Below are 12,526 nucleotides of genomic sequence, written 5' to 3'. Positions count from 1 at the left end.
ATCCGTACCCGTGGGATGCTTGAAGCATCCAATAACACAGTGTTCTCGTAGGGTTACTTACGTCACTCGCCATTCACCCAGGCCCGGAAGCGGCTGAACAGACCGCCCTTGGGGCGGGGTGCGGCGTGGGACGCCCGGCCTGCCGGGGCGGGCTGCGGGACGGTCGCGGTCGAGTGCGCCGCCTGAACCGAGGACGGTGCCGCGGGCCGGGTCCGGGCCGCGGGTGCCACGGTGCGGGGGGTGTACCGGATGGGCACGGTGACCAGCGAGCGGCTCCACGGCGTCGCCACCCAGGCGAGTTCCTTGAAGGGAACGCGCAACTCGACATCGGGCAGCCGGTTGAGCAGGGACTCCACGGCGGTGGCCGCGATCATGAACGCCGGGTCCTTGGCCGGGCACGCGTGCGGGCCGGCACCGAAGGCGAGATGGGCCTTGGAGCTGAGCTGTTCACGGTGCTCGGTCAGCTTGGGGTCGGTGTTGGCCGCCGCGAAGGAGATCAGGACCGGGTCGCCCGCCCGCAGGGTCCGGCCCCCCAACTCGACGTCCTGGGTGGGGTAGTGGGCCGCGTAGTTGGCGATCGGGGCGTAGTTCCACAAGGTCTTCACGACCGCGTCCTCGGCGGGCAGGCCGCTCGGCCAGTCGTCGCTGAGGTACAGCGCGGCGCTGGTGCCGATCGAGGCCGACAGGGGCGCGGTGCCGCCGGAGAGCAGGGTCACGAGCTGGTGCAGCACCTCCTCGTCGGTCAGCCGGGCGGAGTGCACCATCAGCCGGGTGGTGAGGTCCTCACCGGGCTCCCGGCGCTTGAGGGCGATCAGTTCGGCGAGCGCGCCGCCCAGGATCTCGTCGGCACCCGGGGTGCCCTGGAAGATGCCGGTGATCCCGGCGATGACGCGGTCGCCGAGTTCCGGGGGGCAGCCGAACAGGTCGCCGAAGACCAGCAGGGGCAGCGGCTGGGCGTAGGCGGCCATCAGCTCGGCCTGACCGAGGGCCTCGGAGCTGAAACGGCTGATCAGATAGTCGGCCGACTGCTGGGTCAGCCTGACGAGCCGGCCCTGGTCGACAGTGGCGAGGCTGTCCGTGACCGCCTGCCGCAGCCGGGCGTGCGCGGCGCCGTCGCTGAACAGGGCGTTGGGACGGTAGCCCATCATGGGCAGGGCCGGGCTGTCCTGCGGTACCCGCCCTTCGTTGAGGGCGTTCCAGCGGCGCGAGTCCCGCACGAACAGGGTCGGGTTCTGCAGGATGTACAGGCTCGCGTCGTAGCTGGTCACCAGCTCGACCTCGACGTCCGGCGCGATGTCGACGGGGGTGCTGGGGCCCGTCGAGCGCAGCTGGTCGTAGGTGCGCTCAGGGTCGGAGCCGAAGTCGGGCCCGTACATCGCGACGTTGCCGTGTGCGGGGCAACCGGCCGGTATCCCGGTCGACTCGAAGGGCTGTTGCATAGTGGGCTCCTAGCCGAGTGAGGACAAGAGGTGCTTCACGAGTGTGATGAGGGCCTGCATCGAGGAGTCCTGGTCACGGACGTCGCAGTCGATGACCGGTGTCTCCTCGGAGATGTTGAGTGCCTCGCACACTTCGGACAGGGGGAAGTGGTTCTTGCCGTCGAAGGTGTTGACACCGATGACGTAGGGCAGTCCGAAGGCTTCGACCAGGTCCAGGATCGGGAAGGTCTCCTCCAGCCGCTCGGGGTCCACCAGGACCAGTGCGCCCAGCGCTCCCCGCGACAGGCCCTCCCACATCTGCTTGAACCGTTCCTGCCCGGGGGTTCCGAAGATGTAGAGGACCAGGTCCTCGCTGAGGGTCAGCCGCCCGAAGTCCATCGCCACGGTCGTGGTCGTCTTGTCCGGGGTCTCGGAGAGGTCGTCGAGGCCCTCACTGGCCTCGGTTATCTCCTCTTCGGTCTGCAGCGGCTCGATCTCGGAGACGCTTCCGATGTATGTGGTCTTCCCGACCGCGAAGTGGCCCACGACCAGGACTTTCACGGAGCGGGAGACGTCGGGATCCAGATACAAGGTGGTTACGCTCCGGTTCGAATTCGCATCAGGCCGTCGAGCACGGCGGTGAGCAGGACGGGGTCATGGCGTTCGGCGTGCGGCACCGGGTTACGCACATGAATGAGGCCGTCCTCGGCCATCTGAGCCAGCAAGATGCGCACGATGCCCAGGGGCAGCCGTGTGTGGGCGGCGACCTCGGCGACCGAGAGGTAGCCGTCCGCGATCAGGTCCATGACCGTTCGGGATTCCGGAGCCAGGGTGCGGGTCGCGGTCGAGGCACCCTCCTGGGCCGTGATCATCGTGGTGTGCTCGTACTCGCTGTCACGGGGCAGTGCGCGTCCCCCCGCGACGATGAAGAGGGGGACTAAGGGGGCCGTCAGCTCGAGCTCACTGGACGGGTCGTCATGCATCGCTGGCCCTCTCTCCCTGCGCGACCGTCCGCGAGATGAGCGCGGGCATCGCGTCACTCAGATGTGCGGTGAAGTCCTCGATGTCGCAGTCGTGCTCGGCCGCCGCCGCCAGGAAGTCGCCGTCGCCGGCCGCGATCAGGAAGATCCAGCCGTGCTGGAACTCGATGACCGTCTGGCTCCACTCGTCGTCGTGCGCTCCGCCCGCGAACGGCGCGGTGGCCCGGCTGTAGGCGTGGATGCCCGTCATGGCCGCCGAGATGGTGTCCGCGAGGTCCCTGCCGATCCCCGTGCTGGCCCCGCGCGGCAGACCGTTCGCACCTAGCAGCAGGGCGTGCAGGGCGCCCGGTACCGAAGCCACGGCCTTGTCCAGTTCGCCGAGAACGGTGACAGACCTGTCCGCCTCGTCGCGCAGTGCCTCGGCGTTGTCCCCGTACTGCTCCGCGTCACGGGTGTTCACCCGCGGCGGGGCGGTGAGGTTGTTGCCCAGCCGGGCGACCAGCCGGTTCATACGGAAGCTGAGCTGCTCCATGTCCACGTCGGGCTCCGCGGCGGCAGCCAGATAGGCGCCCTGGCCGGCCCCGATCAGGAACACCCAGCCGTGCTGGAACTCGATCACGGTCTGAATCCACGCCCGGTCCTGCGAGGTCCCGGCGAAGTGGGCGGTGGCCCGGCTGAGCGACTGCATCCCGGCCATGGCCGCGGAGATGGTGCGCACGTCCTGGCCGGTCAGGCCGTCCGTGGCCCCGCGCGGAATGCCGTCCGCGGACAGCACCACGGCGTGCCGTGCCCTGGGCACGTTGTCCACGATGTCCTGGACCATCCACGACAGGTCTGTCGTACTCATGCGTTGTCAGACCCTCCGGGTGTGGGGGTGTCCAGAGCGGCCACATCGCGCGCGGTCTGTGTGCCGCGCTGGAGAGCGGCCAGGCTGCCGGCGCCGCGTCGGACAGTTCGCCTGGCCGGCTGCTCCGTGCCGGAGTTGCCGGTGGGCGACGTGCGGGCTCCGCGCTTGGGCAGGCCGCCGGCCGTACGGGCGGTCTCCACCGACACCGGCCGGATGCTGCTCACGGGCGCCTCGGTGGCCGGCGGCAGGGCCTCCTCCATGGTCCACAGCTCCTCGGGCAGCAGGACGACGGCGCGCACGCCGCCGTATCGGGAGACGCCTGTGACGTCCACCTTGAAGCCGTGCTGGCGGGCGATCAGACCGACGACGGGGAAGCCGAACTTCGGCTGGGTGCCCAGCTGGGACAGCCGGGGGAGGTCGTCGCCGGACAGCAGAGCGCTCGCCCGCTGACGCTCCTCGTCGCCCATGCCGACGCCGGCGTCGTCGATGACGATGCACAGGTTCTTCTGGGCCTGCCGGAACGTGACCTCGATCGGGGCGTCCGCCTGGGAGAAGCTGGCGGCGTTGTCGAGCAGTTCCGCGACGGCCAGGGCGACCGGCGCGACGGCGGAGGCCTTCAGCGCGATGCCGCTCGGCTGCATGATCTCGACCCGCTGGAAGTTGCGGATCTGGCTCTGGGCGCTGCGGACGACGTCGTAGACGCTGGCAGGCTGGTTGCGACGCCCCAGAGGGGCACCGCACATGACCGCGATACCCTGGGCCTTGCGGGCCATCTGGGCGTTGGCGTGGGTGATGTCCATCAGATCGGACAGGACCGCGTGGCCGCCGTACTCGCGCTGGACCCCGTCCAGCAGCGTCGTCTGCTCGGCCGCGAGGCTCTGTAGGAAGCGCGCGGCGCCCTTGAGGACCGCCTTGGTGTTCTCCTCGGCGGCCTGCTCCGCCTCCCGGATGACACCGTCCTGCTCGTTCCGCATCCTGGACAACTCGCTTTGCGTGCGGCCCAGTTCATCTTGGCTGAACTGCAGCCGCGCCTCCAGCGCGGTCTCGGACTCCCTCTTCCTCCTCGTCAGGCCTCTGCTTCGGAGCACGAGTGCCACGACGGCGGCTACGGCTATCACCGCTATCGCAACCAGGCACCAAAGAAGCACGTCTTGAGTCATGGAAACCTTTCCCGGTGCGTGGCATGCAGGCGTCGACAAATACAGCTCGCAAGGATCCGCAACCCGTCCAGGGGGACTGCACGGCTGATTTGGGCGAACTCACTGCGTTCAGGTTCAAGGCCTGAGCAAAAGTGGATCAAGGTCGCAGACGGCGGAATGCTATCACCGTCAACCGCACTGCCGGAGGCCACCCCTCCGGGTTGAATCGCGGTCAACAAGCCTGCCGTGTATGGGCCGTTGACGATGCACCAGATCCCGCAGGCCGGCCCCCGGCCCCGGCTCGGTTCGGGTGGGGGGCCGGCCTGCCGGGTGGACTCAGGCGTGCAGGGTGGGCCGGTAGATGAGCTCCTGGATGTGCCCGTCGAGGATCCGGCTCTCGATCAGTTCGAGGTCGAAATCGGCCGCGCCCTGGAAGATCGGACTTGCCCCGGTCTGACCGCTGATCACGGGAAAGAGCGTCACCTGGACACGGTCGACGAGACCGGCGGCCATCAGCGCCCGGTTCATCGACAGACTGCCGTGCGAGCGCAACGGCACCTCGGACTCCTCCTTGAGCCGGGCGACGACGTCGACGGCGTCACCGCTGACGAGGGTCGCGTCCGGCCAGCGAAGGGGTCCTTCGAGCGTCGTCGACACCACGGTGGTCGGCAGGTTCCTCATCCGGGTGTTCACGGGGTCACTCACCTCGGACTCCTCACTGCTCGGGCCCAGAATCTGCGAGAACAGCCGAAAGGTGTTCGCCCCGAGGACCAGCCGCTGCGCCTCGCTGTACACGGCGAGACGGCGGTCGAGGAACTCGGCACCTTGCTTGCCCCAGTAGCCGCCCCAGTCGCCGTCGCTGTTGTAGGAGCCGTAGCCGTCGAGGGTGGAGAAGACGTCGACGGTGTAGGTGGCGGTCATGATGCTCTCCCTGAGTGCGCTTGATCGGGTGGTGGAGATGGAGACTGCCAACCTGGGCGAGACTCATCGCTCCTTGAACTCCCCCCGGCATGCGGGGATCTTCCGCAGGTGCCGATCCGGGCAGATCAGCACCTGCGGCCGCCGCGCAGCTCCAGTCGGTCGCCCGGGAAGCGCTCACGGAAGCCGCGGTCGTGCGAGACCGCGACCACCGCTCCCGGGTACGAAGCGAGCGCCGCCTCCAGGTCCTCGACCAGGTCGAGCGCGACGTGGTTGGTCGGCTCGTCGAGGACGAGAAGATCCGCGGGCCGGGTCACCAACCGCGCGATCTGCAAGCGGCGTTGCTGTCCCGCGGACAGCGCCGCGACCGGCACGTCCAGATCCTCCTCACGGAACAGCCCCAGCGTCAGCAGCTGATCGGCGTACTCCTGCGGCAGCCCGGGCCTCCCGGCCGCGAAGGCGGCGAGCAGGGGGAGTCGCGTGGAGTGCGCGGGCAACTCCTGCGCCAGGTATCCGATCAGAGCCGGACGCCGTGCCACGCCCGCATCCGGCTCCAGGTCGCCCGCCAGGACACGCAGCAGCGTCGTCTTGCCCGCTCCGTTCTCGCCCGTGACCAACAGCCGCTGCCCGGGCTCGATCGACACCCGTCCGTCCAGACTCAGCCGCGCACCCACACGTACGCCGTCGAGCTCGGCAAGGGGACATCTCGCGGGCGAGGACAGCGGAGCGCTCGGCGACGGCCCGTCCACCCGACGCGCACCGCCCGCTGCCGACAGGGTCGCCGTGAATCGCAGCGGTTCCGGCGGCGCTGCCACCGGGTTGCGCCGCAGGTGGCCGAGCCGCTCCCGGACGGATCGCACCTGACCGCCGAGCTTCGCCTCGTGCGAGCGGCGGTGCTTGCCGAAGCCCTGCCGCGGATCCTTGCCGGTGGTGGCCAGCCGCTTCCCGGCGGCCTCGAGCAGTTCCTCGCCACGGGCCACTTCCTCGACCCAGTCCGCGTGTTCCTGCGCGGCGCGGCGCCGGGCGGCGGCCTTCGCGGCGCGGTAGCCGGCCCAGCCGTCGCCGTACCGGCGCACCGTGTGCGTATCCCGGTCGACCGCGAGGATCGTGGTGGCGACGCGTTCCAGGAAGCCGCGGTCGTGGGTGACCGCGACGACGGTGCCGCGGTGCGCGCGCAGGTGCTCCTCGAGCCAGCGCACGGCCGCCGCGTCAAGATGGTTCGTCGGCTCGTCGAGGAGCAGCAGCTCGGGGGCCGCGGCCAGCACACAGGCCAGCGCGAGCCGCGACTGCTCGCCGCCGGAGAGCGTGCCGAGCATGCGGTCACGGGTGATCCCGGCGAGCCCGAGCCCGTGCATCGCGGCGTCCACGCGGGTGTCCGCCTCGTATCCGCCGCGTTGCTCGTATGCGGTCAGCAGCTCGCCGTACGCGGCGAGTTCGTCCTTCGACGCCTCACCCAGACGCTCCTCCGCCGAGCGCAACCGGCGCTCCATGTCGCGCAGTTCGGCCAGAGCGAGGTCGACAGCGTCCTGCACCGCGCAGTTGGGGTCGAGTTCGAGGGTCTGGGCGAGGTGCCCGATGCCGCCGGGGAAGCTGACGGTGATCTCGCCGGCGTCCGGCGCCTCGGCCGTGGCCAGCAGCCGCAGCAGGGTGGACTTCCCGGATCCGTTCTCGCCGATGACAGCGGCCTTCTCACTCGGTCGGACGGTGAAGGAGACCTGGTCGAGAACGGTGCGGGTGCCGTAGGACTTGGTGACGTCCTTGACGGACAGCTGTGCCACGTCGGTGGGGGTGGTGGGTACGGCGGCATGGGGGGCGCGGTTGCGCATTTGGCTTTCCCTGGTCGGACGAGGGGTCTACGGGCAGCAGAAACGGCGGCATCGGCCGTGCCCGGACTCAGACGAAGAAAAGGAAAGCCATGCCCCCACCATAACAAGACGAACCGTCTCGCCTCAACCCGTGTGTGCCGGTGATCGGCGATTCCGGCGCTCGGCCGCTGACGACGATCGACGCTCTTCGGGCTGTTCAGGCGGTTGGGGCGGGTCGGTCGGGGTTTGGGTAGGCCTTCTCGCCGGTCTCGTGTGGTTCACGGTTGTTGCTCTCTGGTGATCGTCCTTTCCGCGGTGTAGCGTCACTGCCAGCTGTCGTGGTTCGCAGTACCTGCCCGCGCTTAGGCGCGGGCGCTTTGCTGTGCAGTACCGGACCAGGGCGATCACCTCCAGGACCGCGCGGTGCGGTCCTGACGTCTACTGAGAGGTACCAGCATGGCCAGCGGAACCGTCAAGTGGTTCAACGCGGAGAAGGGCTTCGGCTTCATCGCCCAGGACGGCGGCGGACCGGACGTCTTCGCTCACTACTCCAACATCAACGCCTCCGGCTTCCGTGAGCTCCAGGAAGGCCAGGCGGTGACCTTCGACATCACCCAGGGCCAGAAGGGCCCGCAGGCGGAGAACATCACCCCCGCCTAGTACTGAAGGCCGGCCCTCGGGTCCGAGGACCGGCCTGCTCCTGCGTCGCCGCGGCGTTGTGTACGCCGCGGCGACGACGGCGCCCGGCCCGTGTGCGACGGGGCACCAGCGCGAACGCCGGCTACGGGCGGAGCACGATCTTGCCGGGGCTGTGCCCCTGTTCCAGCTCGCGGAACGCGTCTCGCACCCCCTCCAGCGGGTAGCTGCGGGCGATCCGCACCTCCAGTTCCCCACGCGCGGCAAGCCGGGCCAGCTCGCCCACCACGACCGCGCACGCCGCCGCGCCTTCGCCGTAGGTCCGCGCCCCGACCCTGGCCGCGGCCTGCCAGTCGCGGATGGTGTTGATCCGCTCGGGCCGCACACCCAGCTCCACCGCCAGGTCCACGTAACCGTCGCCGAACGTATCGATGAACGCGTCGACGTCTCCGCCGCAGGCCTCCCGGATCCGTTCGGCCACGCCCTCCCCGTACGCGACCGGGACGACACCGCGCTCCTTCAGCCAGGCATGGTTCCCCTCGCCCGCCAGCCCGATCACGGTGGCGCCGCGGTGTCGCGCGAGCTGCACGGCAAGAGACCCGACACCGCCCGCCGCACCGGACACCACGACCGTGTCCGTCGGCCCGGGATCCACCGCGAACACGCAGGCATACGCGGTCGTGCCGGCCACGTACAACGACCCGGCCACGTCCCACGACAGTCCCTGTGGCCGCGAGACCACGTCCACGTCGTCGACCACGACGAACTCCGCATGGCTCGCCCTGCCATGGGTGAAGCCCAACACCTCGTCGCCCACCGCGAAGCCGCGCACCTGCGGGCCGACCTCCGCTACGACACCGGCCAGATCGCTGCCCTGCCCGGAGGGGAACGTGGCCGGCCAGCGTCCGTGTCGCGCGCCTTCGCGGATCATCACCTCGCCGGGCTGGATCCCGGCCGCGCGGACCTCGACCAGCACCTGTCCGGGGCCGGGTGCCGGCCGCTCCACCTCCTCCACCCGCAGCACATCGATCCCGCCGTACTCGTGGAACCGCACCGCTTTCATCGTGTGGTCACCGCTTTCCCTCGTCCGAACAAGCCTGGGCCGGCCACGCGCCGAACGCCACACGGCGACCGCGCCGTCGCAGTCAACGGTTCAGGAACGGCGTTGTCTTCCTGACACTGACAGCCTCAGCCCGAGTCAAACGGTCCCTGAGCCGGTTCAGTACCCGATGGCCTCTCGCAGAAGCAGCACGGTGCCGCGCCCCGGATGGAGTTCCGCGTTGAGGATGAGCAGCCGGTTGAGGCGCTGGGCACTCCATACACGTGCTCAGGTCGGGCACCACCTTCTGCCCGCCGACGATCCAGACCGCGTGGGCGGCGCCGCCCACGTTGGCGGGGAGCTGGCTGCCGCTGCCCGAGGCGAGAACGAGGGAGCCGGTCTCGGCGGCGGCAGCGACGCTGTTGACGACGAACTCGGGGCTGGCGACCAGCTTGCGGATCTCGTCGGCGCCGGTGGCACGGTCGAACCTCAGGACGCGCGGCCTGATGGCGTCGTACCGGTCGCCGGTGCTGATGTCCTCGTCGACACCGGAGAGTCGCAGGGTCTCGCCGGCTCCGGTGAACACACTGGCGCCCTCGGGAACCAGGTCCTTGACGCGGATGCGCGCGGCCGTGGCGTCGTCGAGGATCTCGGCGGCGAAGCCGTTGGCACGCAGAGCGGCAGCTGCCCGCTCCAGTCGTTCAGCCCCTGGCGTCCGTCGAGGGCACGCGCGAGTTCCTGGACGTAGGCGCGGCCGGTCGCGGTGTCGCCGTCGAGGAGGATCGTGCCGGGGTGTGGCGGTGAGCAGATCGCACATGCCTACGCCGAGATCGCCCGTCTCTCGGGCGAGCGCACGACGTTCCTGGAGTACACGGTCAACGGCCTGCCCGGCTTGGTGGCGCGGCAGGACGGCAAGTTCGCGACCGTGTTCGCGTTCGAGATCGTGGGCGACCGGATCAGGCGTATCTGGGCGGTGCGAAACCCCGAGAAGCTCCGCCCCTGGCGGATCGGATGACGTCAACGACATCCGCGTGGTGGGGTCGGTGTCCTCCGGGAAACCGGCCCCACGTCGTGGTGACGGATTCGGGCGAACGGCCCGGCCCGGTCCCGTCGGACCCGGCCGTCACATCCACAGCACGCCGTCGTCCTCGTGCTCACGGACACGGAACGCGATCATCCGGCGCAGCAGGTCGTCCGGCACGGGCCGGCCGTACGGGAGTTTGATCGAGCCCTTGCCCGTACCGAAGCCGGAGAGTTCGGCGTCGAACGCCTCTCGAGTGCTGGGGGTGAACACGACGTTCGCGTGCTTCGCGTGACCGCTGAGCATGAACAGGATGGTCCCGGACGGGTGGACCCACGCGGCGTGGCCCCATTTGATCGCCTCGCTCGCCGCGGGCACCGCATCGAGGGCCAGCGCCCGCACCTGCTCAAGCACCTCGCGAGCCTGCTCCGCGAAGCCCTCGATGTACTCATCGACCGTCTGTGGCTTTCCCATGCCATCAGTGTGAGGCCTGTGGTGATCGATGCCAGTGCGTGTTGAGATGCTGCCGTCGCGCAGTGCGGCTCAGAGCCTGGTGGAAGGGGGCAGTCCGTAATGGACTCGGAGATAGTCGTCGCGGCGTGTGCCGTGGTGATCGCCGTGGCGTCGCTCGCCGTCTCGGTGTACGAGGTACGCGCGACCCGGCAGCACAACCGCTACTCGGTGCGGCCCATACTCCAGTTGCAACGGGGGATGTCCGAGGGGCAAAAGGCGGGGATCAGGCTCATCAACTCCGGTCTGGGCCCAGCCGTCATCATCAGCAGCACCCTGACGGTCGACGGCGAGGTCGTCGGCGCCTGGAACAAGGCCGGCGCGGACAGAGCCCGTGACGGCCTCGCCGTATGGCCCTACGCGGTGACGTTCACCGAGACGCAGACCATCGCCACCAGCTACGAGGAGTTCCTGCTGAGCGTGGACGCCTACGATCCACAGGCTCATGCCGAGTTCCTGGACCTGATAACTCGGCGCCTGCACCTGGAGATCCGCTACGAGTCCCTCTATGGCGGGGAGAGCTATCGCGTGACTCTGCGCCCCCGTACACAGGGCTGACTGCTCCTGCGTCTCGACGCGCGGGACCACGGTCTGGCTGCCCCTTCCACCAGAAAATGAGGTGCCCCGGCAGGGAGCCCGCCCTAGGGTGGGTGTCGTTCAGGTGCGGAGGTTGCGGCTACTTCTCCTCTCAAGAGAGCGACGCGGGTTCGAATCCCGCCGCCGGCCCTTGGCCGGTGTCGTCCAGCGGCCCAGGATGCTTACGTTGCCGCCGCCGATTTTGATCTCTGAACACCGAAGGCCAGGAGCCGCCCGCCACGGGGGAACAGGCGGGCGGCTTCGCCGTGTCAGTCGCTCGTGCACTCTCGAGAGCGGCCAGTGAGACGGCCATGTGTGAGTGCTCCGCAACAGATGTCTCCGGTGTGTCACAGCCCACCTCGGCCCCACAACTTGTGCCGGGCCACCCGTGTCGAACTCCGCGTCAGGCCAGACCACCTGACTGACACATCGTCAATCTTCCACGCGGGAACCAGACATGAGCACCACCGCGCGCACCACCCGCCGTACCGCAGGCTCGGCCGCCGTCGCAGCCGCCTCGTTCCTGCTGCTGGCGGGAGCGGGCATCCTGGCCGCGCCCACCGCGTACGCGGGCATTCCCGGCGGCACTTCCGCCGCCGACCGCAACAGTGACTTCAACGGCGACGGCTACACCGACCTCGTCACCGGCGTCCCGGGCGGCACGGTCGACGGCCGGGAGGGTGCCGGGTACGTCAACGTGCAGTACGGCGCGCCCAACGGCATCGGCACCAACACCACCGTGCCCAAGGGCCGGGTCGAGCTCATCAGCCAGTCGTCCAAGGGCGTGCCCGGAACCTCCGAGACCGGCGACCGCTTCGGGCAGGCGGTCGCCACCGGCGACCTCGACGGCGACGGCTACGACGACCTCGCCGTCGGCCAACTCGGCGGCGTGGACGAGACCGCAGACGACGCGGCCGGCGGCCTGGTCGGCGTCTACTACGGCGGCGAGGACGGGCCTTCCGGAACCGAGGGCCCCGGTACCGCCCCGCAGTGGTGGTCGCAGAACTCGCCTGGCGTGCCCGGCGCGGGGGAGCTCGACGACTCCTGGGGCAACGAGCTGTCGGTGGCCGATGTCGACGGTGACGGCTGCGCCGACGTGGCTGTCGGCGCGCCCGGCGAGGACGCGGACGGTGAAGCCGCCGCAGGTGCGGTGTCGTTGTTGCGTGGCTCGCAGGCAGGGCTGACGGGCACCGGCTCCCAGTACTTCGACCAGAACACCCCCAAGATCCCCGGTGCTGCCGAGTCGGGCGACGGGTGGGGCGCCCAGGTGCGGCTGGTGGACACGGACGGCGACGGCAGGGCCGAGCTCGTCGCTGCCGCGCCCGAGGAGAACGCGGGCGACGGCGCGGTGTGGATCCTGCCCGCAAGCGGGAGTGGGCTGCTCGCCGACGGTTCGAGGTCCTACGGAGCTGCCGCTCTCGGCGGCAACGCTCACGGCGCTCACTTCGGCTCGGTGATCGACGAGTAGGGGTTCGCCGACGTACGCGGGCCGCGCGGCATGCCGCGGAAGCAGCCGGCGTAGCGCAGGTGAAGAACGGCAGTGGCACCCGTGGCGATGCGCATCGCCACGGGTGCCACCGCCGCTCTCATTCGTGGGAGTGCACTGGTGCGAGCGGGCGGGTCGGTGTGCAGCAGCC

Annotated in this window: 15 protein-coding genes; 4 read left to right on the top strand and 11 right to left on the bottom strand. The window is 69.8% G+C overall.

Going from position 1 to position 12,526, the window contains the following annotated elements:
• Window positions 1-62 precede the first annotated feature (62 nt).
• The 7 genes from OHU89_RS04895 to abc-f all read right to left on the bottom strand — a co-directional run bounded on the left by OHU89_RS04895 (window position 63) and on the right by abc-f (window position 7,128).
• Complete coding sequence (locus OHU89_RS04895; RefSeq protein WP_405640126.1) at window positions 63-1,439, bottom strand: cytochrome P450; 1,377 nt, start codon at window positions 1,437-1,439, stop codon at window positions 63-65.
• A gap of 9 nt (window positions 1,440-1,448) precedes the next feature.
• The gene (locus OHU89_RS04890) at window positions 1,449-2,009 is read right to left on the bottom strand and encodes an ATP/GTP-binding protein (RefSeq protein ID WP_171145029.1); all 561 of its coding nucleotides are present in this window, start codon (window positions 2,007-2,009) and stop codon (window positions 1,449-1,451) included.
• Between the two features lie 5 nt (window positions 2,010-2,014).
• Window positions 2,015-2,401, bottom strand: coding sequence for a DUF742 domain-containing protein (locus OHU89_RS04885; RefSeq protein WP_266897297.1), 387 nt, complete (start codon window positions 2,399-2,401; stop codon window positions 2,015-2,017).
• Entirely contained in the window at window positions 2,394-3,221 is an 828-nt protein-coding gene (locus OHU89_RS04880) for a roadblock/LC7 domain-containing protein (RefSeq protein ID WP_266899840.1), read from the bottom strand. The genes OHU89_RS04885 and OHU89_RS04880 overlap by 8 nt, the downstream gene beginning before the upstream one ends.
• A 20-nt stretch (window positions 3,222-3,241) precedes the next feature.
• Window positions 3,242-4,405, bottom strand: coding sequence for an ATP-binding protein (locus OHU89_RS04875; RefSeq protein ID WP_405640123.1), 1,164 nt, complete (start codon window positions 4,403-4,405; stop codon window positions 3,242-3,244).
• 315 nt (window positions 4,406-4,720) lie between these two features.
• Window positions 4,721-5,305 carry a dihydrofolate reductase family protein gene (locus OHU89_RS04870; RefSeq protein ID WP_405640121.1) on the bottom strand — a complete coding sequence of 195 codons (585 nt, stop codon included), beginning with the start codon at window positions 5,303-5,305 and terminating at the stop codon, window positions 4,721-4,723.
• Window positions 5,306-5,430: 125 nt separating this feature from the next.
• Window positions 5,431-7,128 carry a ribosomal protection-like ABC-F family protein gene (abc-f, locus tag OHU89_RS04865; protein ID WP_405640119.1) on the bottom strand — a complete coding sequence of 566 codons (1,698 nt, stop codon included), beginning with the start codon at window positions 7,126-7,128 and terminating at the stop codon, window positions 5,431-5,433.
• Window positions 7,129-7,563: 435 nt separating this feature from the next.
• Here abc-f and OHU89_RS04860 point away from each other — a divergent pair, with 435 nt between their 5' ends.
• A complete protein-coding gene (locus tag OHU89_RS04860) occupies window positions 7,564-7,767 on the top strand; it encodes a cold-shock protein (protein ID WP_037751662.1) in 204 nt (67 codons plus the stop codon).
• A gap of 121 nt (window positions 7,768-7,888) precedes the next feature.
• Here OHU89_RS04860 and OHU89_RS04855 read toward each other — a convergent pair whose 3' ends face one another.
• Both OHU89_RS04855 and OHU89_RS04850 read right to left on the bottom strand, forming a co-directional pair.
• Entirely contained in the window at window positions 7,889-8,806 is a 918-nt protein-coding gene (locus OHU89_RS04855; RefSeq protein ID WP_405640116.1) for an NADP-dependent oxidoreductase, read from the bottom strand.
• An 82-nt stretch (window positions 8,807-8,888) separates the two neighbouring features.
• The gene (locus tag OHU89_RS04850) at window positions 8,889-9,599 is read right to left on the bottom strand and encodes an LUD domain-containing protein (protein ID WP_405640114.1); all 711 of its coding nucleotides are present in this window, start codon (window positions 9,597-9,599) and stop codon (window positions 8,889-8,891) included.
• Between OHU89_RS04850 and OHU89_RS04845 the strand changes: the two genes are divergently transcribed.
• Window positions 9,567-9,797 (top strand): hypothetical protein, encoded by a 231-nt coding sequence (locus tag OHU89_RS04845; RefSeq protein WP_405640112.1) that lies wholly within the window; start codon window positions 9,567-9,569, stop codon window positions 9,795-9,797. The two genes, OHU89_RS04850 and OHU89_RS04845, sit on opposite strands and share 33 nt — an antisense overlap.
• Before the next feature lie 108 nt (window positions 9,798-9,905).
• Here OHU89_RS04845 and OHU89_RS04840 read toward each other — a convergent pair whose 3' ends face one another.
• Entirely contained in the window at window positions 9,906-10,277 is a 372-nt protein-coding gene (locus tag OHU89_RS04840; protein ID WP_405640110.1) for an iron chaperone, read from the bottom strand.
• Window positions 10,278-10,376: 99 nt separating this feature from the next.
• On the opposite strand from OHU89_RS04840, the gene OHU89_RS04835 reads away from it, so the two are divergent.
• On the top strand, window positions 10,377-10,871 hold the full coding sequence (locus OHU89_RS04835) for a hypothetical protein (RefSeq protein WP_405640108.1): 495 nt from the start codon (window positions 10,377-10,379) through the stop codon (window positions 10,869-10,871).
• Window positions 10,872-11,346: 475 nt separating this feature from the next.
• Window positions 11,347-12,357: a hypothetical protein gene (locus OHU89_RS04830; RefSeq protein ID WP_405640106.1), complete on the top strand. Its 1,011-nt coding sequence runs from the start codon at window positions 11,347-11,349 to the stop codon at window positions 12,355-12,357.
• Here the strand turns inward: OHU89_RS04830 and OHU89_RS04825 are convergent.
• Window positions 12,330-12,479, bottom strand: a complete 150-nt coding sequence (locus OHU89_RS04825) for a hypothetical protein (protein WP_405640104.1) — start codon at window positions 12,477-12,479, stop codon at window positions 12,330-12,332. The genes OHU89_RS04830 and OHU89_RS04825 overlap by 28 nt on opposite strands.
• Window positions 12,480-12,526: the final 47 nt, after the last annotated feature.

Source organism: Streptomyces sp. NBC_00019, assembly GCF_045041015.1.
In the GTDB taxonomy this organism is placed as follows: domain Bacteria; phylum Actinomycetota; class Actinomycetes; order Streptomycetales; family Streptomycetaceae; genus Streptomyces.
The sequence above is the reverse complement of the archived record's forward strand: the minus strand, read 5'-3'. Positions and strand labels throughout refer to the sequence as shown.

Excerpts from the sequence above, each read along its gene's own strand:
- OHU89_RS04880 (WP_266899840.1), bottom strand. The coding sequence starts at position 3,221 with ATGGTCCAGGACATCGTGGACAACGTGCCCAGGGCACGGCACGCCGTG.
- OHU89_RS04875 (WP_405640123.1), bottom strand. The coding sequence starts at position 4,405 with ATGACTCAAGACGTGCTTCTTTGGTGCCTGGTTGCGATAGCGGTGATA.
- OHU89_RS04885 (WP_266897297.1), bottom strand. The coding sequence starts at position 2,401 with ATGCATGACGACCCGTCCAGTGAGCTCGAGCTGACGGCCCCCTTAGTC.
- OHU89_RS04825 (WP_405640104.1), bottom strand. The coding sequence starts at position 12,479 with ATGAGAGCGGCGGTGGCACCCGTGGCGATGCGCATCGCCACGGGTGCC.
- OHU89_RS04835 (WP_405640108.1), top strand. The coding sequence starts at position 10,377 with ATGGACTCGGAGATAGTCGTCGCGGCGTGTGCCGTGGTGATCGCCGTG.
- OHU89_RS04860 (WP_037751662.1), top strand. The coding sequence starts at position 7,564 with ATGGCCAGCGGAACCGTCAAGTGGTTCAACGCGGAGAAGGGCTTCGGC.
- OHU89_RS04830 (WP_405640106.1), top strand. The coding sequence starts at position 11,347 with ATGAGCACCACCGCGCGCACCACCCGCCGTACCGCAGGCTCGGCCGCC.
- OHU89_RS04895 (WP_405640126.1), bottom strand. The coding sequence starts at position 1,439 with ATGCAACAGCCCTTCGAGTCGACCGGGATACCGGCCGGTTGCCCCGCA.
- abc-f (WP_405640119.1), bottom strand. The coding sequence starts at position 7,128 with ATGCGCAACCGCGCCCCCCATGCCGCCGTACCCACCACCCCCACCGAC.
- OHU89_RS04855 (WP_405640116.1), bottom strand. The coding sequence starts at position 8,806 with ATGAAAGCGGTGCGGTTCCACGAGTACGGCGGGATCGATGTGCTGCGG.
- OHU89_RS04870 (WP_405640121.1), bottom strand. The coding sequence starts at position 5,305 with ATGACCGCCACCTACACCGTCGACGTCTTCTCCACCCTCGACGGCTAC.
- OHU89_RS04840 (WP_405640110.1), bottom strand. The coding sequence starts at position 10,277 with ATGGGAAAGCCACAGACGGTCGATGAGTACATCGAGGGCTTCGCGGAG.
- OHU89_RS04850 (WP_405640114.1), bottom strand. The coding sequence starts at position 9,599 with ATGTGCGATCTGCTCACCGCCACACCCCGGCACGATCCTCCTCGACGG.